The following is an 18384-nucleotide window of genomic DNA, read 5'->3' on the forward strand; positions in this document are numbered from 1 at the left end:
ATTGATTATTTATCAGATTTTTGAGCTTTAGATTTGATGAAGTAAGAGAAACCTACGTTCACTCCGAAAGTACTTCTTGTTGTTTTATAATCAATTCCTGAATAAGTTTCCTTGTTATAAAATTGATCAAAACCAACTCCTAAGTTAATACCTAAAGACTGAGTTGCCATATACGTAACACCTCCTTTTGCTTTCCAAGCTAAACCATCTGTCGTTGTTTCTGTTTGGAAAAGTAAAGGATCAACAACTCCACCATTAATATTATATTTTATTTTGTTTGTTGAATATCCAATACCAACTCCTAAGAATGGGATAAACTTGCTACCAGTCTGAAAGTAGTAAGTTGCAGTAGGCATTACTGAAAACGAAGAAATAGTTACTTTATCTTGATCTTGCTTTGTTGTAGTGCTATTGAAACCTAAATCGATACCTACAGCTAAACCGTTAATAACAAAATATCCAACAGAAGGAGTAACAGAAAATGAACTCACTTTAGTTTCGTCGTATTTCGTTCCGTTTACCTTTGTATTAGTATTAATACTGTTGAATCCTAATCCTGTATTTCCACTGATTACCCAGTCACCTTTAGTCATTTGAGCATTAGATAAGCCAAAAAGTGCAACTGCACCAGCTAATAATAATTTTTTCATGTTTATTTAATTTTTAATTAAAAGTTTAAGTTTTTATTTACAGACAAAAAGCCCTAAGAAATTAATCTTAGGACTCTATTTTTTTGATGCTTCGTTAATTATTTAGCGAAAACATATTTAACTCCAAAAGTTACAGCTGATAAATTCAATCCGAATTTATAGTTGTTTACACTCTTAGCTCCATCAACGTCAAATTTAGAAGTGTTGTATCCAAATTCTCCGAAAGTAGCTTCGATAGACCAGTTTTTGTTCAAGAAATAATCCAAACCTGGCTTAATGTTCACTCCGATTGAAGTATAGTTTGCTTTGTTGGAAACAGAATTTGTGCTCACAGTACTTCCTACAGTTGTAGTTGTAACACCTTCTTCTTTTACTTGACCGAATTCCATAGGAACTTCAAGTTGACCGAAGATATATAATTTGTCAGCAATAGTCCAGTATTTTCTTACGAAAGGAGCAACAACGAATGCAGATGTAGTATCTTTATTTTCTGATACAGCAGTTCCAACAGGAGATACTAAAGTTGTAGTTGTAGTAGTTTTATCATTCTTATAACCAACTCCTAAACCAACAGCTAGGTTAGTTCCAACGAAATATCCTGCAGTAGGAATAACTTTGAAGCTTTCTACTTTTCTGTCGTTATTGTTGTTTTCTTCTTGAGAATAACCTACTTGTCCTGAAATATATGCAGTTCCTTTTGCAATCTGTGCATTAGATAAACCGAAAAGTGCAACAGCACCCGCTACTAATAATTTTTTCATTTTATAAAATTTTAATACTTTCTGAGGGCAAATTTACAGCAGGTACCACGAATATTAAAATTTGTTAATGTGATTAATATCATTCATAAAAATTGCCAATTTTAGAGATAAAATACACTAAACGTTTGTTTGTATTTTTTTGACAATATTTTCAATAAAAAGACTCCAATTCTGCAATCGGAGTCTTAAAATAGTTCTTTTTAAATATATTACTTTAAGAAGAAATTAACACCAAAGTTAATCGCTCCGAAGTTATAATTGTTATCATCATACCAATAATAACCGTGATCCTTATACTTACTAGCAATATTTTGGAATCCTAAATACAATTCAGCTCTCTTCATTTGATACCCTACTCTTGGCGCGATATACAAACCACTATTGATATAATCTTTAGTAGAAATAGCCGCTCCTAGATCTAATCCTACGAAAAGAGGGATTTTGGCAAATTTATATTTTCCAGAAGCTGCAATTGGAATAAAACCAAAATCATCTACATTATCTTTTCCAAAAAAGTGAGAATATCCTGTAGTAACACCAATGTCCAGACCTTTAGTAATATTCCACATATAAGCTGCGTCTATACCCAATGTAACGCTGGCTGCATCTGAAGCATCACCTAGCGGAGCTCCAACATGACCACCCAATCTAAATCCTTCCTGAGCCTGCATAGCACCGCCCAAAAGAGCAAAAGCTCCTAATAATAACAATTTTTTCATTTTAATAATTTTAAATTACTGGGCTCAAAATTACTAATTATTTTCTGTTTTAAAAGCTGAATGATTAATGAAATCCTTTATACAAAGAAAAAGGCAAAACAAGTGAACCTGTTTTGCCTTTTATATTTTAAAGTATTTAGAAATATTAGTTATTCCCGAATTTGAACCCTACACCTACTTGTGCGAAGCTATTAGTGATTTTACCACCACTGTTATCGTTAGAAAGGTTAGATACACCTAAGCTATATCTCGCATCAAAGAAAAGTCCGTTTTCAAGCATATATTCTACACCTACGAATGGAGCAAGGTTCAATTTTTTGATATCTTTTTTAATATCGATTTCACCTGAACCATCTTCATCTTCTATATCTATGCTAATAAGATCTGAACCTATTACAGTTTTTTGCTTCGCTGTAAGAATAATTCCAAAGTTAACACCACCAGCAACAGACAAATTTTCTGTAATAAAATATTTAGCAGAAATCGGCACCAAAAGTGTTCCCAAATTAACTTCAGTTTGCTCACCAAAATAAATTCCTCCTGCATTTACTCCATCAATTTTTTCTTTTGCTCCAAGTGGAGAGTAAAGAACTTCTGCCTGAAAACCGAAATTATCATTGATTTTGTATTCTGCCATACCTCCAATGTAGAAAGTATATTTAGGATCCATTTTTCTTTTCTCTAAATCGTCTTGCTTTTCATCAACTTTGATTGTTGACATTGCAAAACCTGCTTTAGGTCCGAATCTAAATTCCTGAGCGTTTACATTTGCACCTAGTACAGCTATTGCTGCAACGAGTAAAAGTTTTTTCATTGTATTAGTTTTTAAATTATTGTGTCGCAAAACTAATAAAATTTTTCTAATTAACAAATTTTAACAAAATAATTAATCTTTTAAACCGAATTTATTGATAAAATTATTTTCGAATTAAAAAAATCAATGATGAAAAAAGACTAATCTCTTAAGTGTAATTTTAGCAAAAACTATTATTTCAATTAAAAATTTAATCTTTCGACCTTTTATCTTCTTCGTTGTAGGCAAGAATGATTTTTTTCACGACAGGGTGTCTCACAACATCTTCTTCTGTAAGATGTACAAAACCAATTTCTTTTACGTCTTTTAAGATTCTCATCGCTTCTTTTAATCCTGAATTCTGTTTTGGAGGTAGATCAATTTGAGTTGGATCTCCTGTGATAATGAATTTCGCATTCATCCCCATTCTGGTTAAAAACATTTTCATCTGAGCATGAGTTGTATTTTGAGCTTCATCCAAAATAACAAAGGCATCATCAAGCGTTCTCCCTCTCATAAAAGCCAATGGAGCAACTTCAATGACTTTTTTCTCCATAAAACCTTCTAGTTTTTCATGAGGAATCATATCACGAAGCGCGTCGTATAAAGGCTGCAAGTACGGATCCAGCTTCTCTTTAAGATCTCCCGGTAAAAAGCCTAAGCTCTCCCCTGCTTCCACAGCCGGTCTCGTTAGAACAATTCTTTTTACTTCTTTATCTCTTAATGCTCTTGCCGCTAAAGCTACACTCGTATATGTTTTACCCGTTCCTGCAGGACCGATGGCAAAAACCATGTCTTTTTTCTCTGTTTCTCTTACTAATTTTTTAAGATTAGCCGTTTTGGCTTTAATTATTTTACCATTTACTCCTTTTACAATGATATCCTGATCAAAAATTAATTGTTTTTCGCTCTCATTTTTTATTTTAAGAACATTTTCAACGTCTTTCAGTTCGATAGAATTATTTTTAGAAATAAATTTTACAATATCATCCAGTTTAAGTCTGAAAATGTCCAGAGTTTCCTGATTTCCCATTGCAAAAATATAATGATCTCTTCCCGTAATTTTTAGTGTCGGAAAGCTGGATTTTATTAAATTGAAATATTGGTTATTAACTCCATAGAAGATTTTTGAATCAATATCTTCCAAATCATACGTTAATTCAAACATGCAAATATTTTTAGATTAGAATCTAAATTTAGAGTTTTTTTTCAAATAGATCTTAAATTTTTATCCACAAATAACCTTTTTAATAATATCATAACAAATCTCCTGATCTAAGTAGAACATTACTAAACTATTATCATTTTCACATTAAAATCACAACAACAAAACAAATTATCAATAACATCATCACAACCTGAACAGATTTTTTTAAAAAACAAAATTAAAACATAAACTTAAAATCATTGATTTTTAAATCTCATAAAATTAATACAGATTCTAAGTTTTTAATATTTAGCTTTAATTCAATTTATAACCGTAAGCCTTTATTTTATTCATTTTTAGGATATTTTTAAGGATTCAAATTCTCATAATTCCCTTTATTTTAAATAAATTTGCAAAAACTATCATTCTACAAATACAAAATGTCAATTATTACGCTTACTTCGGATTTCGGAAATTTAGATTACAGGGTTTCGGCTGTCAAAGGCAAGATTCTGTCTCTGAATTCGAAGGTTACTATTGTTGATATTACCCATGATATCCAGGCATTCAATCTTATACAAACTTCCTATATCGTTAGAAATGCTCATAAATACTTCCCAAAAGGCAGTATTCATATTTTGGCGGTAGACAGTTTCTTTCATAAATCAAGAAAAAATATTTTATATAAAGCGAACGGCTCCTATTTTCTGGCAGCAGATAACGGACTTTTAAGTTTAGTATTTTTTGATATTAAACCTGAAGCCATATACGAAATCACCCTGAACAATAGATTTGATGATGTGGTTAATTTCACATCAACCGATGTTTTTGTTCCTGCTGCCGTACATTTAGCGAATGGAGGTCTTCCGGAAGTTATCGGCAGAAAAATAGATACGGTAAAAGAACTATTCTTCCCGAAACCGGTTTATAATGAACCGGAAAGAATGATTATCGGTGAGGTAACCTACATTGATAATTTCGGAAATATAATTTCAAATATCAACAAAGAAATTTTTGAAAGTACAGGCAAAGGGTATGAAAATTTCACTATAAAATTCAGAAACTTAACGCTTTCAAAGATATTTCAAAGCCATACAGAAGTAGTTTCCGACTGGGAAAGAGAGACGGAGTACCATGGACAGTCGGCTGCGATTTTCAATGACAGTCAGCTTTTAGAACTTACAATCTATAAAGGGAGCAAAAAAAACGGGGCAAAATCTTTGTTTGGATTAAATGTAGGCGAGAATATTTACATTCAATTTTTCTAAAATTATACATTTCATAAAAAAACCGATTTTTTTTATATATTTGTCAAAATCTAAAAATTAAAAATGGCAGAATACAAATTATTGCTTCCTTCCATGGGAGAAGGTGTTATGGAAGCGACAATTATCACTTGGTTATTCAATGAAGGTGATAGTGTAAAAGAGGATGATTCCGTAGTAGAAATTGCAACAGATAAGGTAGATTCAGACGTTCCGACACCAGTTTCGGGGAAAATTGTGAAAATCTTAAAGCAAAAAGACGAAGTTGCCAAAGTTGGTGAAGCCATTGCTATTTTAGAAATTGAAGGAGAAGGCGGAAATACAGCGTCAGAAGAAGTGAAAACGGAAACTCCAACTTCAGCTCCAGATGCTGAAACATTAAAAACAATTGAAGGCGCTTTAAACCCTACAGCTACTTCACACGTAGAATTTTCGGGAGATCTTTATTTGTCACCTCTTGTAAAATCTATCGCTCAACAAGAAAATATTTCTGAAACTGAACTTAAAACCATCAAAGGAAGCGGTTTAGAGGGAAGAATTACGAAAGAAGATATTTTAGCTCATGTAGCTAACAGAGGGAATCAACCTCAAACAACTCAAGCGGTTTCTGCTCCGGTTGTATCAACTCCAAAACCAGTAGCAACAACTACAGTTGCAACGCCAATTTCAGTAGCAGCAGGTGACGAGATCATTCCAATGGACAGAATGAGAAAAATCATCGCCGAGAACATGGTTAAGGCAAAACATATTGCGCCACACGTTACTTCTTTCATCGAAACAGACGTTACGAACGTTGTAAAATGGAGAAATAAACATAAAGACATTTTCGAAAAGCGTGAAGGTGAAAAATTAACTTTCATGCCGATTTTCGTGAAAGCAATTGTAAAAGCGATTCAGGATTATCCGATGATCAACGTTTCTATTAATGGTGAAAATATCATCAAGAAGAAAAACATCAATATCGGTATGGCAACTGCTCTTCCAGACGGAAATCTTATTGTTCCTGTTATCAAAAATGCAGATCAATTATCTCTTTCAGGTTTAGCAAAAGCGATCAATGACTTGGCTTATAGAGCAAGAAACAAGAAACTTAGACCTGAGGACACTCAAGGTGCAACATACACTATTTCTAACGTAGGAAGCTTTGGAAACTTAATGGGAACTCCTATTATTCCTCAGCCTCAGGTAGCTATTTTGGCAATCGGAGCGATTGTTAAGAAACCTGCAGTTCTTGAAACTAAAGATGGTGATGTAATTGCCATCCGTCAGTTAATGTTTATGTCTCACTCTTATGACCACAGAGTTGTAGACGGTTCTCTTGGAGGTATGTTCCTGAAACATGTTCACGATTATCTTCAGAACTGGGATATGAACACGGAAGTATAAGTAATGAATAATTGGTAATGAGTAATTTTTGCCAATCAAATATAATTAAACCTTCGAAATTTATTTTTCGGAGGTTTTTTTTATTATTAAATTTAGGCGAGATAAGTATTGAATTAAAACAAACTTTAAATCCTAATTTATCTTTAGACAAAATAAAAATCCGTCTAGAAATATATCCCAAAGAATATGAATTCTATAAATTTCATGTAATTTTATAGCGTAAAACAAACAAATGTTGAAAATTTTCACCCTCATTCGAAGAAGTCTCAAAAAATCCTTCGACAACATCCGAAACGAACAATTGAAGTACAATCTGCTTCAGGCCATTCCTTTTTGGATAGGTTCTGTGATCACAGGTTTTGTTGCTGTGATGTACGCTAAAATTTTCGCGTGGGGAGAAAAACTTTTGGAAATCATTCTTCATTGGCATGATTGGATGATCTTTATCATTGCTCCAATTGGTTTTGTACTTTCCTGGTGGTTGGTGAAAGAATTTGCGCCAAACGCCAAAGGAAGCGGGATTCCGCAGGTAATGGCTGCCGTTGAACTGGCTAATCCAAAGGAACATACGAAAATAAGAAGTCTTTTAAGTTTAAAAATTATTGTTTTTAAAATCCTTTCTTCCGTGATATTGGTGATTGGCGGTGGTGCTGTTGGTCGTGAAGGTCCAACTATTCAGATTGCAGGTTCGGTTTTCAGAAAAGTGAACGAATACCTTCCTCATTGGTGGCCAAAAATTTCCAAGAAAAATATGATTATGACAGGAGCTGCAGCAGGTCTTGCAGCCGCTTTCAACACTCCACTTGGCGGAATTGTATTTGCTGTTGAAGAACTTTCAAAAACGCATATTAATTACTTTAAAACAGCTCTTTTTACCGCGGTTATCATTGCGGGTCTAACGGCCCAAACGTTTGCAGGATCTTATTTGTATCTGGGTTATCCCAAAACAAATGATGTTTCTTTAATGGTGATGTTTCCCATTGTTTTAGTGGCAGGAATTGCAGGAATTATGGCAAGTCAGCTTTCAGTAACCATGCTTAAAATGAATGACTGGAAAAAAAGAAAACTGAAAACAGATAGATCAAACGTTATTTTTTTGATTGCCTGTGCACTTTTTATCGCTTCTATTGCCTATTTTATTAATAGAGAAATTCTAGGTTCAGGAAAAGAAATCATGCAACGTGTACTTTTCACTCAGGATAAACATGAAGATTGGTACGTTCCCATTTTAAGGATGTTGGGTCCTGCCCTATCTTTTACGTCTGGTGGCGCAGGTGGAATCTTTGCACCAGCTTTAACTGCCGGAGCAAGTATTGGATCTGTTATTTCGGGAGCCATACATTTAACGCCAAACGAAAGCAACGTCGTTATTTTAGGCGGAATGGTTGCCTTCCTTACCGGAATTACCCGAGCTCCATTTACATCAGCGATTATCGTCTTGGAAATGACCGACAGACATTCATTGATTTTTCATTTGATGTTAGCAGGAATGGTTTCTTCTATTGCATCGATTTTAGTGAGCAGACATTCATTGTATGATGTGATAAAGGTTAATTTCTTGGCGGAGATTAGAAAGGAGGATTAGTGTTTTAGTGTTTTAGTGTTTTAGTGTTTTAGTGTTTTAGTGTTTTAGTGTTTTAGTGTTTTAGTGTTTTAGTGTTTTAGTGTTTTAGTGTTTTAGTGTGAAAAATAAATACAATTCTTGATTTTTAAATAATATTGATTCAATTATATATTAATTTTCAAAAATTCATCATTCACGATTAACAATTCACCAATTTTATTTGATATTTTTTCATAAATATTTGCGCTATACATTGTGTATTAGAAATAAAATGCATAATTTTGCACCTCGAAATAATTAACAAATTCATTTAACATTATGAACAATTACGAAACTGTTTTCATTTTAACTCCCGTTCTATCTGATGCTCAGGTGGAGGAAGCAGTGAAAAAATTCGAAGATCTTATCAAAGAAAAGAACTGCGAAATCGTTGCCAAAGAAAATTGGGGACTAAAAAAATTAGCTTATCCGATTCAATTGAAAAAGAACGGATTTTACACTTTAATTGAGTTTAAAGGTGAAGGTACTGTAGTTGCTGACTTAGAATTAGCATTCAAACGTGACGAAAGAGTAATTCGTTACCTTACTACAAAACTAGACAAGCACGCTGTAGAGTATGCTATCACTAGAAGAACTAAAGTAAAGACAGCTAAGGCTTAATATTAACCCCAAATTAAAAAAGACAAGACATGGCAATAGATGATATGGCTAAACAAGCCTCAGCTGGAGGAGAATCAGAAGTAAAATTCTTAACTCCACTTGATATCAATACAAAATCTGAAAAGAAATATTGTAGATTCAAAAAATTCGGAATTAAGCACGTTGATTACAAAGATGCTGATTTCTTATTACAGTTCGTAAACGAACAAGGTAAAATCTTACCAAGAAGATACACTGGAACTTCTTTGAAATACCAAAGAAAAGTTTCTGCTGCTGTCAAAAGAGCAAGACACCTTGCTTTGATGCCTTACGTAGCTGACTTGTTGAAATAAGCCAACAAAATAAATAAAAGAAGAGAGCTCGCTTTCTTCTTTTGTTGCTGAATAAATAATTTTAATTCTAACGATTTTTAGATAAGAGATAAAAGATGAATGATAAAAGATTTTAAAGTCTTGCTTCTTTACTCTTTATTCTTTTCTCTAAAACTAAAAACGGACAACAACAATGGACATTATCCTAAAAAAAGACGTAGAAAACTTAGGTCTTGAATTCGATACAGTAAGCGTAAAGCCAGGTTATGCTAGAAACTTCTTACTTCCTCAGGGAATTGCACTTTTAGCTACACCTAAAAACAAAGCAGCTCTAGAAGCTACTTTGGAAGCTAGAAAAGAAGAAGAAGCTAAATTAATCGCTACAGCTAACGGTGTAGTAGATCAATTGAAGAAAACTACAGTTATCATTCCTGCAAAAGTAGGTTCTGGTGATAAATTATTCGGATCTATCAACAATGCAGATCTTTCTGCTGCTCTTGCTAAAGCTGGAGTTTCTGTAGAGAAGAAATACATCAAAATCCCAGGAAACACTATTAAGAGAACTGGTAAAGTAACTGCTAACATCAGATTACACAGAAATGTTGAGTACAACTTCGAATTCGACATCGTATCTGACGCTCCGGTAGAAGCTCCAAAACCAGCTGCTCCTAAGAAAGTTGCTGTAGAAGAAACTCCTTCTGAAGAAGCTTAAGATTCTAAAGAGATTTTCTCAAATATATAAACCACTTCGTTTGAAGTGGTTTTTCTTTTTTCTATTGTCATTGCGAGGAGCGAAGCGACGAAGCAATCTCAAAACAAATACTGCAACCTCACCATCCACTTTGTCATTCCGCTGGAATCTAAGCTCCTTATGTAAAGACGAGTTGTAAACTATTGTTTAGATTCTTCCAGAATGACAAACTTCGTGGAAACCTAATTGCAGAGTTAAATTTTCTTACAGTAAGAGATTGCTTCGTCGCTTCGCTCCTCGCAATGACCACAAAATACTCCAACTCTAAAACTCTCCAACTCTCCCACTTACCTATTTCCCTCTCAATTTCTGCTGATATTCACTCGGGGCAACTCCAATTACTTTTTTAAAAATATTACTGAAAGAAGACAGACTGTTATACCCCACCATCATGGCGATCTCGTACATATTATACTTTCCTTCCAGCATTAGTTCCAATGAACGGGTAATTCTTAAAGCACGTAAAAAACGAACGTAATTCATCCCTAAAATCTCTTTAAACTTCCTCGATAAAGTTCTTGTACTCATTCCGAATTCTTTGGCTGTAGATTCGATTGTAAGCGGTTTTTCAAGGTTAGCATGAACATATTTAGCGATCTTCAATAAGGTTTCATCTTTTGGAAAAGGATGCTGGACGGGAAATGCCAGATTTTTATCTCTTTTCTCAGGTAAAATTCCTTTTAAAGCTTTGAGGAAATAATATTTTGAACTGTCATTTTTTGTGATTTTCCCATCCCAGTATTTTGTATATAAAATCATCTCTCTTAATAAATGACTTACAGAATAAATATTGATTTCATCAAAAAAGCCATCTTCATTTTCTTCTTTTTTAAAATAAAAATTATATAAATCTACTTTCGGGCTCGAACTAAAAATATAATGTGGAATTCCCGCAGGTATCCACATAAAACATCTTGCAGGAAGATACCAATGCTTTGAATCTGTAAAAACATGCACAATACCGCCCTCTGCATACACTAATTGAGCAGATCCGTGATAATGAACATCGGTTGTAACATTTCCTGTAAGTACATTATATACGTAAAATTCTGCATCTTCTTCTTCGACTGCTCCAAAATGACTGTCATTCATAAAATAAAGGTAAGGAGAAAATTTCACTTTGGCGTAAATGATCAAATCTTTTTCTGTTTTCACAAATCGTGTCTGGTACTCCACCCCGTAACTTTGCATAATCAAAATCAATTTATCAAAAAACCTTCAATTAAATTATGAAAATGATATTTAACGCATGTAGATATCAAATCATTGCGTTGTGCTTATTATTGATAAGCAGCTTTCTACACTCACAAATGATAGATTATCAATCCCTCAGCCTACAACAGGCTGTAGAATTGGGTCTGAAGAATAATAAAAATATTAAGATAAGTCACTTAAAACAACAAATGTCCGAAACCAAAGAGAAAGATCTCAAAATGGAAAAACTACCGGACATCGAATTTCATACAAGCTATACCCAGGTTTCAAATCTTTTTCAACATGAAAATGGCGTATTCGGAAAGGCTACCAAATATGACGTGATCAACGGAATGTATGACTTTACACTTTCAGCATCCATTCCTTTATACATGGGAGGAAAGATTAAAAATACAGAGAAAAAAGCATCGATTGACACCGAAATTTCAAGTTTAAAAACTCATTTAGATGAAAGACAGCTTACGATGGAAATCATCACGGCCTTCCTTCAGATCCATCATTTAAAAGAACAACAAAGTTTGATTAATGATAAAATGAAAGAAGATTCTGTGAATATCAAACAGGTCAAAGCCTTAAAAGCAAACGGCGTGGTGACCGTAAATGAAGTTCTGAGAACGTCTTTACAGCTTTCCAATCACAAAATGAGCTGGACAGAATTGGATAACGATATCCAAATTGCAGAACATAAACTAAAAACAATTCTTTCTCTTCCGGAAAATCAGGAAATGCACGTTGATACAGAAGATCTGATCTCTGATAAAGCTGAAATTCCGTATGTAGATGAATTAACAGAAACTGCTTTAACCAAGAATGAATCTGTTGAAATGACCCACAAAAATCTTTCATTGAAACAACTGGATCAAAAAATTACAAGAGCGAATTATTTACCTAAAATAACAGCGGGCGGAGAATATTTTTTAAAATATCCCAACATGATGTTTTTTCCTCCCGAACCTTACGCTTATCGCCTAGGAATGATTGGAGTAAACCTTACCTATCCTATCGAAAGTCTGTATAAAAACAAATACAAAATGCAGGAAGCAAAGGAAAATATAGACCTGGCAAAACTTCAGATCGAAGAGAACGATGAAAATGTAAGACACAATGTTTATGAAGCTTACAAAAAGTTTGAAGAAACCGATCAAAAAGTGAAAATCGCTGAAGAAGCAATTAATCAAGCCAAAGAAAACTACCGCATTGTAAGAACAAAATACATCAATAAATTAAGCTTAATTACTGAACTTATCGATGCAGACAATGCCAATCTGGAAGCTCAATCTAATCTTATTTCCGTAAAAATAAACCGACAACTTAAATATTACCAACTCCAATATACGATTGGAAATCTGTAAAAACTATGGCACAAAAGCAATTAACACAAAAAGAAAAAAGAATCAATAAAACCATCACTTTGTTGGCATGGATCCTCATTATCAGTGGGATCACGGGGATGACAAGTTTCTATCTTTTTTCGAGAAAAAATGTTACCACAAACGATGCGCAGATCGAACAATATATTACGCCTGTTTCAAGTAAAGTTTCAGGTTTCATTAAAACGATAAAATTTAACGAAAACCAATTCGTTCACAAAGGGGATACTTTGATCATCATTGACAACAGAGAATTTGTTAACCAAGTGAAAATGGCAGAAGCTAATCTTCACGCCAATTCTGAGAATATTACGACCATCCAAAGTGGGGTCAATACAAAAGAAAGCGACACCAAAATCATCGATGCAAAAATTGCTTCCGCAAGAATCGATATTTGGAGAACGGAACAGGATTTTAAAAGATATAAAAATCTGGTTTCAGAAGATGCCGCTACCGAACAGCAGTTTGAAAATGTAAAAGCTTCATACGATCAGGCAAAAGCCAATCTTTTAGCATTGGAGCAGCAAAAAAATGCGGTAAAAGCAAGTGCAAACGAACAGGAAACAAAAGTTGCTCCGGCAAAAAGTCAGATCCAGCAAAGTTCTGCAAGTTTGAATAATGCTCAACTTTTCCTTTCCTACACAGTAGTTACAGCTCCTTATGACGGTTGGGTCGGCAAAAAAACGATTCAGGAAGGCCAGTTGATCAAAGAAGGTCAGGCTTTGGTTCAAATCGTGAGCAAAGAAAAATGGATTATTGCCAATTACAAAGAAACTCAGTTAGGACAAATCGACCAACAAAAGGAAGTTGTGATTACAGCCGATGCTTTTCCGGATACAGAATTTAAAGGAAAAATTGTATCGATCTCACCGGCTTCAGGTTCGCAATTTTCGTTAGTAAAACCAGACAATGCAACAGGAAACTTCGTCAAGATCGAACAGCGATTTCCAGTGAAAATTATTCTAGATAATAATAAAAATAACGAAAAACTACTTTCCGGAATGAACGTTCTGGTGAGTGCCAAGAAGATATAGAGTTTGAGAGCGTGAGGGTTTGAGAGTTTTATATAGTAGTTAGATTCTATGTAAAGATTTAAATTTTCAAATTCCTCTTTCTCAAATTTAAAATTAACCAATTAAGTTCTTTTTTCAGCGAAAAGGCTGGACTGCAAAGCCGCAAAAACTGCCAATTTTTTCTTATGCATTTTTGCCATTTTACATTTTACTTATTTTACATTTTGCTTTCCTGCCTTTTCGCTTTTTATTCATTAAAAAAATGCAACACAATTCAGTTTATTATAAATGGGTTCCGCAATGGCTGAAGCTTCCGCTGCTCGTTTTAGCGCTGTTTCCGCACTTGATGTTATTGTCGATCCTGCATTCCAACAGTGCTTTTACAGCGTCTTTTATGGATGTTGATCCTGATGATATACAATATTTATTGATCATGATGTACGGAACATTCGTTGTCACCCTGTTGGTTTTACAACGGTTTATGGCGTATTTCAGTGTGAAATATTACATTTTGCTGATGTCTTCTATTTCAGTGATTATTTTATATGTTTTATCGGTCACGAACGATTATCACGTCATTCTGGTCATTCGATTTTTGGAAGGAATCTTCGGATTAATGGAAGGTGCCATATTTTTACCATTAATCATTGCAGAATTAAAAACAAGACACGCCAAAGTCATCGCCTACCTTTTCATGTACACGATCATGCTGACGGGCGGAACAGTCACCACTTCTTTACTAAAATCAAGCATTCAGGATTATGATTTTCAGCATATGATTTTAATGATCCTTTACTTTCACATTTTTGTTTTAATTATCGGAATTGCACTTTTCAATAAAAACAGATTTTTCCCTAAAAAGCCTTTGTACCAGTTAGATATTACGAGTTGGTTTCTGCTTTGGATTTGTTTACAGGCCGGATCGTATGCCATTATTTATGGAAAAAGATTAATGTGGTTTGAATCTGACACCATCATTTTATGCCTGTTTGTATTCCTGATTTCGGGTGGGTTGTTTATGTTAAAACAAAGAAATTCCAAACGCCCGCTTTTCCATTTTGAAGTTTTCAGTTCAAAAAATGTGATTGTCGGAATGCTTTTATTCTTCATATTTTATTTAATCCGTTCAGGTTTAAATAATGTTTACGGTATCATGGCAACCGTCTGGAAATGGCCGTGGGATTATATCGTGGACATTCAATACTGGAATGTTGCGGGAACATTGTTAGGTGTATTTTTATCAGGGATCTGTTTAATGAAAGGTGTTTCTTCAAGAATAGTATTTTTTACAGGATTTCTCTTATTAGCCATAGATTGTGCTTGGTTCACTTATACTTTTTATCCTGACACAACGCTTTTAACGATTTGTCCGCCTTTATTTTTACAAGGACTTGCACAAGGTTTATTATTTACGCCATTGGTATTTTTCCTGATCTCAGGAATGCCCGAAGAATATGTTGCCAACGCCACCGCTTTAGGAACTTCTACCCGTTTCTGGACAACCGCAATTGGTTACGCTTTAATGCAGAATTTGATGTTGTTTTTAACCTTAAAACATTCTGATACATTAAGTTTTGAATTGACAGATACCAATCCGGTTTTCTATTCACAATGGAATCAAATTTTTGGAGCAAATATTGCAAAACTTCCTGTCAATGAGTCATTATCGGTGACCGCAGGAGCTTTTAAAGCTAAAATTGCCGCACAATCCATGTTACTTTCCAATATGGAAATCTTCACAGGATTATTTTGGCTGGCATTGATTACGGCTTTGCTTTTATTACTGTATCATCCGGTGAAAATTGCGATTAGAAATATAATGTAATTTTTAGGCAAAAGATTTGCATTATTTTCTGAAATTTGGTTTATGGAAATTCAGGAAATCGTATCAAAGCAGAAAGAGTTTTTCAACACACAGAAAACGAAGAATTTAAAATTCAGAAAAATGTATCTTGAAAAATTAAGAGATATTATTCTTGAAAATGAAAACCTCTTAAATGAAGCCATTTACAAAGATTTTGGTAAGTCAAAATTTGATACGTTTACGACTGAAATTTCTTTTATTTTAAAGGATATTAATTATTATCTCAAAAATTTAAATGCTTTAGCGAAACCTAAAAAAGTAAGAACCAATCTTTCCAATCAAATCGGAAACAGTAAAATTTACTCAGATCCATTAGGCTGTATTCTAGTAATTGGAGCATGGAATTATCCTTATCAATTATCCCTCTCTCCTATTATTGCTGCTTTGGCTGCCGGGAATTGCTGTATTTTAAAGCCAAGCGAAATTGCTGAAAACACAATGAAAGCAATGTCTAAAATCATTAATGAAAATTTTCCACCCGAATATTTATATGTTTTTGAAGGAGGAATTGATGAAACAACAGAACTTCTAAAATTAAAATTCGATAAAATATTTTTCACCGGAAGTACGAAAGTTGGGAAAATTGTTTACAAAGCTGCAGCTGAATATTTAACGCCAGTAACATTAGAATTAGGCGGAAAATCTCCTGTCATTATCACTAAAGATGCTAATCTTGAAGTCGCAGCCAAACGAATTATTTGGGGTAAATTTTTGAATGCCGGACAAACCTGTGTAGCTCCCGATTATTTATTGGTTGAAGAATCTATTCAGGAACAGTTTCTGGAAATGCTGAGAAATCAAATTAAAGAATTCAAATACGAACCAGATTCTGAGCAATACACCAGAATTATCAATCAAAAGAATTTCCAGAGATTAATTAAATTAATCGATAAAGAAAAAATATATTTCGGTGGAAACTACGATGAAGAAAAATTATACATCGAACCTACAATTTTAACTAATATCAATTGGAAAGATGATGTGATGCAGGAAGAAATTTTCGGACCTATTTTACCTGTAATTTTGTTTAAAAGCTTTAATCAGACATTAAATTATCTGATTGAACTTGAAAAGCCTCTTTCGGCGTATTTATTCACGAATAATTCTGAAGAGAAAGAATCTTTTACTCAAAAACTATCTTTTGGCGGAGGCTGTATCAATGATGTTGTGATGCATTTAGGAAATGACAATCTCCCTTTTGGAGGTGTCGGAAACTCAGGAATGGGAAATTATCACGGTAAATTTGGTTTTGAAACTTTCTCACATCAGAAACCCGTTCTGGAAAAAGCAACTTGGGGAGAACCGAATATAAAATATCCTCCTTATTCTGAGAAGAAATTAAGTTGGATTAAAAAATTACTCTAAAAACAAAAAAACCGAGACAATTTCTCGGTTTTAATTTTTATGACTTAGGAGCCCATTGATTGAAAAATTCTTTTGTTTTTTCTAAACTGTAGCCCTTATCCTGTTCCAAAACATCACTTTGCTGTACATGGATCATTTTTCCGTCCTTATCTAAAACAATAAACACCGGATATCCAAATTTATCTCCAGGATTTTCATACTGAGAAAAAATCTTTTCGTTTTTATTGTCAGGAGAATAATTCAAATGATAATACACGTAATTTTTATCTACAATTCCTTTTAATTCAGGAGTTGTCTCCACAAATTGATTAAAACGAAGACACCAGATACACCAATTTCCCCCCGCTTGGATCATAATATTTTTATTTTCCTTTTTAGCCTGAACAATCAGAGCGTCAATATCTTTCTGAGCATCCGCTTTTGGGTTGTATGGTTTAGGTAATTTTGCTTTTTCCTCTGCTGCTGCCTTTTTCTTCTGCTCTATTACTTTCGGATCTTCCTTCACTTTTTCTGTCTGTGCATACGCCATCGATCCAAATGCCATAAATAGGGCTACAAAATATTTTAATGATGTCTTTTTCATACTATAAAAATAAAAAATTAATACTTATTATCAGCAAAAATGAAACCATAATTTTATTATCACTAAATTTGCACGTTTTATGAATTTCTTTATCAAAATATTATACTTAATTTCTAAACTTCCTCTGAAAATATTATATATTTTTTCAGACATTATCTTCTTTTTAAACTATTACGTAGTTGGATATAGAAAACAAGTAATCACTCAGAATTTAAAGAACTCTTTCCCAGAAAAATCGGAAGAAGAAATTGCTGCTATTAAAAAGAAATTTTATTTAAATTTTTCTGATTATTTGGCTGAAACAATAAAATCTTTCACTATGTCTGAAACTGAAACAAAGGTAAGGATGCAGCACATCAACCAAGAATTGTTTCATGAAGCTAAAGAAGAAGGGAAAAATATTATTTTATTGGCAGGCCATGTTTTCAATTGGGAATGGATGAATACTTTGGCTACCATCGTACCACAAACAAACTGTCATCCGGTTTACAGAAAGGTTAATAGTACTTTTTGGGAAAACCAGATGAAAAAAGTCAGAAGTAAATTTGGAAATGATGCGTTGGAAGCAAATGAGGTTGTTTTAAATATTTTCAGAGCTAAAAACAATGGCGATTCTATTTATCTTTTTGTAGCAGATCAAACTCCGCATTTTTCGCATGTCAGTTATGGATTAGAATTTCTAAATCAAAGAACTCCCGCATTTATAGGGTATGATAAATTAGCCACAAGAATGGATCTTATTTTCATTTATTGTGAAATGAAGAAGGTTAAACGTGGTTTTTATCAGATTAATTACCACAGAGTTATGCCTGACGGAGAGAAATTTGCAAAAAATGAAGTAGTAAGAAAATTCCATAAATTGTTAGAAAATACTTTGCATAAAAGACCCGATAATTATTTGTGGTCACACAGAAAATGGAAATATCAAGACTCTATTAAAGATTTTGATTCTGAAAAAATATAGATG

General features: G+C 33.5%; 18 protein-coding genes. 11 read left to right on the top strand and 7 right to left on the bottom strand.

Features of this window, described 5'->3' with window-relative positions:
- Positions 1–5 precede the first annotated feature (5 nt).
- The 5 genes from EG348_RS19565 to EG348_RS19585 all read right to left on the bottom strand — a co-directional run bounded on the left by EG348_RS19565 (position 6) and on the right by EG348_RS19585 (position 4091).
- The gene (locus tag EG348_RS19565) at positions 6–650 is read right to left on the bottom strand and encodes an outer membrane beta-barrel protein (protein WP_123984628.1); all 645 of its coding nucleotides are present in this window, start codon (positions 648–650) and stop codon (positions 6–8) included.
- Positions 651–748: 98 nt separating this feature from the next.
- Positions 749–1411 (bottom strand): outer membrane beta-barrel protein, encoded by a 663-nt coding sequence (locus EG348_RS19570; RefSeq protein WP_123984629.1) that lies wholly within the window; start codon positions 1409–1411, stop codon positions 749–751.
- 209 nt (positions 1412–1620) lie between these two features.
- Positions 1621–2130, bottom strand: coding sequence for a hypothetical protein (locus tag EG348_RS19575; protein ID WP_123984630.1), 510 nt, complete (start codon positions 2128–2130; stop codon positions 1621–1623).
- A gap of 145 nt (positions 2131–2275) precedes the next feature.
- Positions 2276–2944: a porin family protein gene (locus EG348_RS19580; protein ID WP_123984631.1), complete on the bottom strand. Its 669-nt coding sequence runs from the start codon at positions 2942–2944 to the stop codon at positions 2276–2278.
- A gap of 190 nt (positions 2945–3134) precedes the next feature.
- Positions 3135–4091: a PhoH family protein gene (locus tag EG348_RS19585; RefSeq protein WP_123984632.1), complete on the bottom strand. Its 957-nt coding sequence runs from the start codon at positions 4089–4091 to the stop codon at positions 3135–3137.
- Between the two features lie 419 nt (positions 4092–4510).
- Between EG348_RS19585 and EG348_RS19590 the strand changes: the two genes are divergently transcribed.
- The 6 genes from EG348_RS19590 (at position 4511) to rplI (ending at position 9968) form a co-directional block, all read left to right on the top strand.
- On the top strand, positions 4511–5338 hold the full coding sequence (locus EG348_RS19590) for an S-adenosyl-l-methionine hydroxide adenosyltransferase family protein (protein ID WP_123984633.1): 828 nt from the start codon (positions 4511–4513) through the stop codon (positions 5336–5338).
- 63 nt (positions 5339–5401) lie between these two features.
- Positions 5402–6721, top strand: a complete 1320-nt coding sequence (locus EG348_RS19595) for a dihydrolipoamide acetyltransferase family protein (protein ID WP_123984634.1) — start codon at positions 5402–5404, stop codon at positions 6719–6721.
- A 232-nt stretch (positions 6722–6953) separates the two neighbouring features.
- A complete protein-coding gene (locus EG348_RS19600) occupies positions 6954–8306 on the top strand; it encodes a chloride channel protein (protein WP_123984635.1) in 1353 nt (450 codons plus the stop codon).
- Positions 8307–8603: 297 nt separating this feature from the next.
- A complete protein-coding gene (gene rpsF / locus EG348_RS19605; RefSeq protein WP_066758064.1) occupies positions 8604–8945 on the top strand; it encodes a 30S ribosomal protein S6 in 342 nt (113 codons plus the stop codon).
- A 29-nt stretch (positions 8946–8974) separates the two neighbouring features.
- Positions 8975–9277 (top strand): 30S ribosomal protein S18, encoded by a 303-nt coding sequence (gene rpsR / locus EG348_RS19610; RefSeq protein ID WP_123984636.1) that lies wholly within the window; start codon positions 8975–8977, stop codon positions 9275–9277.
- A 172-nt stretch (positions 9278–9449) separates the two neighbouring features.
- Complete coding sequence (gene rplI / locus EG348_RS19615) at positions 9450–9968, top strand: 50S ribosomal protein L9 (RefSeq protein WP_072406128.1); 519 nt, start codon at positions 9450–9452, stop codon at positions 9966–9968.
- A 330-nt stretch (positions 9969–10298) separates the two neighbouring features.
- Here rplI and EG348_RS19620 read toward each other — a convergent pair whose 3' ends face one another.
- Positions 10299–11198, bottom strand: coding sequence for a helix-turn-helix domain-containing protein (locus tag EG348_RS19620; RefSeq protein ID WP_228414788.1), 900 nt, complete (start codon positions 11196–11198; stop codon positions 10299–10301).
- A 119-nt stretch (positions 11199–11317) separates the two neighbouring features.
- On the opposite strand from EG348_RS19620, the gene EG348_RS19625 reads away from it, so the two are divergent.
- The 4 genes from EG348_RS19625 (at position 11318) to EG348_RS19640 (ending at position 16834) form a co-directional block, all read left to right on the top strand.
- The gene (locus tag EG348_RS19625) at positions 11318–12574 is read left to right on the top strand and encodes a TolC family protein (RefSeq protein ID WP_123984638.1); all 1257 of its coding nucleotides are present in this window, start codon (positions 11318–11320) and stop codon (positions 12572–12574) included.
- A gap of 5 nt (positions 12575–12579) precedes the next feature.
- The gene (locus EG348_RS19630) at positions 12580–13626 is read left to right on the top strand and encodes an HlyD family secretion protein (RefSeq protein ID WP_123984639.1); all 1047 of its coding nucleotides are present in this window, start codon (positions 12580–12582) and stop codon (positions 13624–13626) included.
- A 241-nt stretch (positions 13627–13867) separates the two neighbouring features.
- Complete coding sequence (locus tag EG348_RS19635; RefSeq protein ID WP_123984640.1) at positions 13868–15430, top strand: hypothetical protein; 1563 nt, start codon at positions 13868–13870, stop codon at positions 15428–15430.
- Between the two features lie 42 nt (positions 15431–15472).
- Positions 15473–16834: an aldehyde dehydrogenase gene (locus EG348_RS19640; RefSeq protein ID WP_123984641.1), complete on the top strand. Its 1362-nt coding sequence runs from the start codon at positions 15473–15475 to the stop codon at positions 16832–16834.
- A 37-nt stretch (positions 16835–16871) separates the two neighbouring features.
- On the opposite strand, the gene EG348_RS19645 is transcribed toward EG348_RS19640, so the two are convergent.
- Positions 16872–17363 carry a thioredoxin family protein gene (locus EG348_RS19645; RefSeq protein WP_228414884.1) on the bottom strand — a complete coding sequence of 164 codons (492 nt, stop codon included), beginning with the start codon at positions 17361–17363 and terminating at the stop codon, positions 16872–16874.
- A 133-nt stretch (positions 17364–17496) separates the two neighbouring features.
- Here EG348_RS19645 and EG348_RS19650 point away from each other — a divergent pair, with 133 nt between their 5' ends.
- Positions 17497–18381, top strand: coding sequence for a lysophospholipid acyltransferase family protein (locus EG348_RS19650; RefSeq protein WP_123984643.1), 885 nt, complete (start codon positions 17497–17499; stop codon positions 18379–18381).
- Positions 18382–18384 lie beyond the last annotated feature (3 nt).

Origin of the sequence: Chryseobacterium sp. G0201, assembly GCF_003815655.1 — a bacterium.
GTDB lineage: Bacteria > Bacteroidota > Bacteroidia > Flavobacteriales > Weeksellaceae > Chryseobacterium.

What these genes read in the sequence shown, in the direction of transcription:
- EG348_RS19565 (WP_123984628.1), bottom strand. Translation starts at nt 650, where the DNA reads ATGAAAAAATTATTATTAGCTGGTGCAGTTGCACTTTTTGGCTTATCT.
- EG348_RS19570 (WP_123984629.1), bottom strand. Translation starts at nt 1,411, where the DNA reads ATGAAAAAATTATTAGTAGCGGGTGCTGTTGCACTTTTCGGTTTATCT.
- EG348_RS19575 (WP_123984630.1), bottom strand. Translation starts at nt 2,130, where the DNA reads ATGAAAAAATTGTTATTATTAGGAGCTTTTGCTCTTTTGGGCGGTGCT.
- EG348_RS19580 (WP_123984631.1), bottom strand. Translation starts at nt 2,944, where the DNA reads ATGAAAAAACTTTTACTCGTTGCAGCAATAGCTGTACTAGGTGCAAAT.
- EG348_RS19585 (WP_123984632.1), bottom strand. Translation starts at nt 4,091, where the DNA reads ATGTTTGAATTAACGTATGATTTGGAAGATATTGATTCAAAAATCTTC.
- EG348_RS19590 (WP_123984633.1), top strand. Translation starts at nt 4,511, where the DNA reads ATGTCAATTATTACGCTTACTTCGGATTTCGGAAATTTAGATTACAGG.
- EG348_RS19595 (WP_123984634.1), top strand. Translation starts at nt 5,402, where the DNA reads ATGGCAGAATACAAATTATTGCTTCCTTCCATGGGAGAAGGTGTTATG.
- EG348_RS19600 (WP_123984635.1), top strand. Translation starts at nt 6,954, where the DNA reads ATGTTGAAAATTTTCACCCTCATTCGAAGAAGTCTCAAAAAATCCTTC.
- rpsF (WP_066758064.1), top strand. Translation starts at nt 8,604, where the DNA reads ATGAACAATTACGAAACTGTTTTCATTTTAACTCCCGTTCTATCTGAT.
- rpsR (WP_123984636.1), top strand. Translation starts at nt 8,975, where the DNA reads ATGGCAATAGATGATATGGCTAAACAAGCCTCAGCTGGAGGAGAATCA.
- rplI (WP_072406128.1), top strand. Translation starts at nt 9,450, where the DNA reads ATGGACATTATCCTAAAAAAAGACGTAGAAAACTTAGGTCTTGAATTC.
- EG348_RS19620 (WP_228414788.1), bottom strand. Translation starts at nt 11,198, where the DNA reads ATGCAAAGTTACGGGGTGGAGTACCAGACACGATTTGTGAAAACAGAA.
- EG348_RS19625 (WP_123984638.1), top strand. Translation starts at nt 11,318, where the DNA reads ATGATAGATTATCAATCCCTCAGCCTACAACAGGCTGTAGAATTGGGT.
- EG348_RS19630 (WP_123984639.1), top strand. Translation starts at nt 12,580, where the DNA reads ATGGCACAAAAGCAATTAACACAAAAAGAAAAAAGAATCAATAAAACC.
- EG348_RS19635 (WP_123984640.1), top strand. Translation starts at nt 13,868, where the DNA reads ATGCAACACAATTCAGTTTATTATAAATGGGTTCCGCAATGGCTGAAG.
- EG348_RS19640 (WP_123984641.1), top strand. Translation starts at nt 15,473, where the DNA reads ATGGAAATTCAGGAAATCGTATCAAAGCAGAAAGAGTTTTTCAACACA.
- EG348_RS19645 (WP_228414884.1), bottom strand. Translation starts at nt 17,363, where the DNA reads ATGGCGTATGCACAGACAGAAAAAGTGAAGGAAGATCCGAAAGTAATA.
- EG348_RS19650 (WP_123984643.1), top strand. Translation starts at nt 17,497, where the DNA reads ATGAATTTCTTTATCAAAATATTATACTTAATTTCTAAACTTCCTCTG.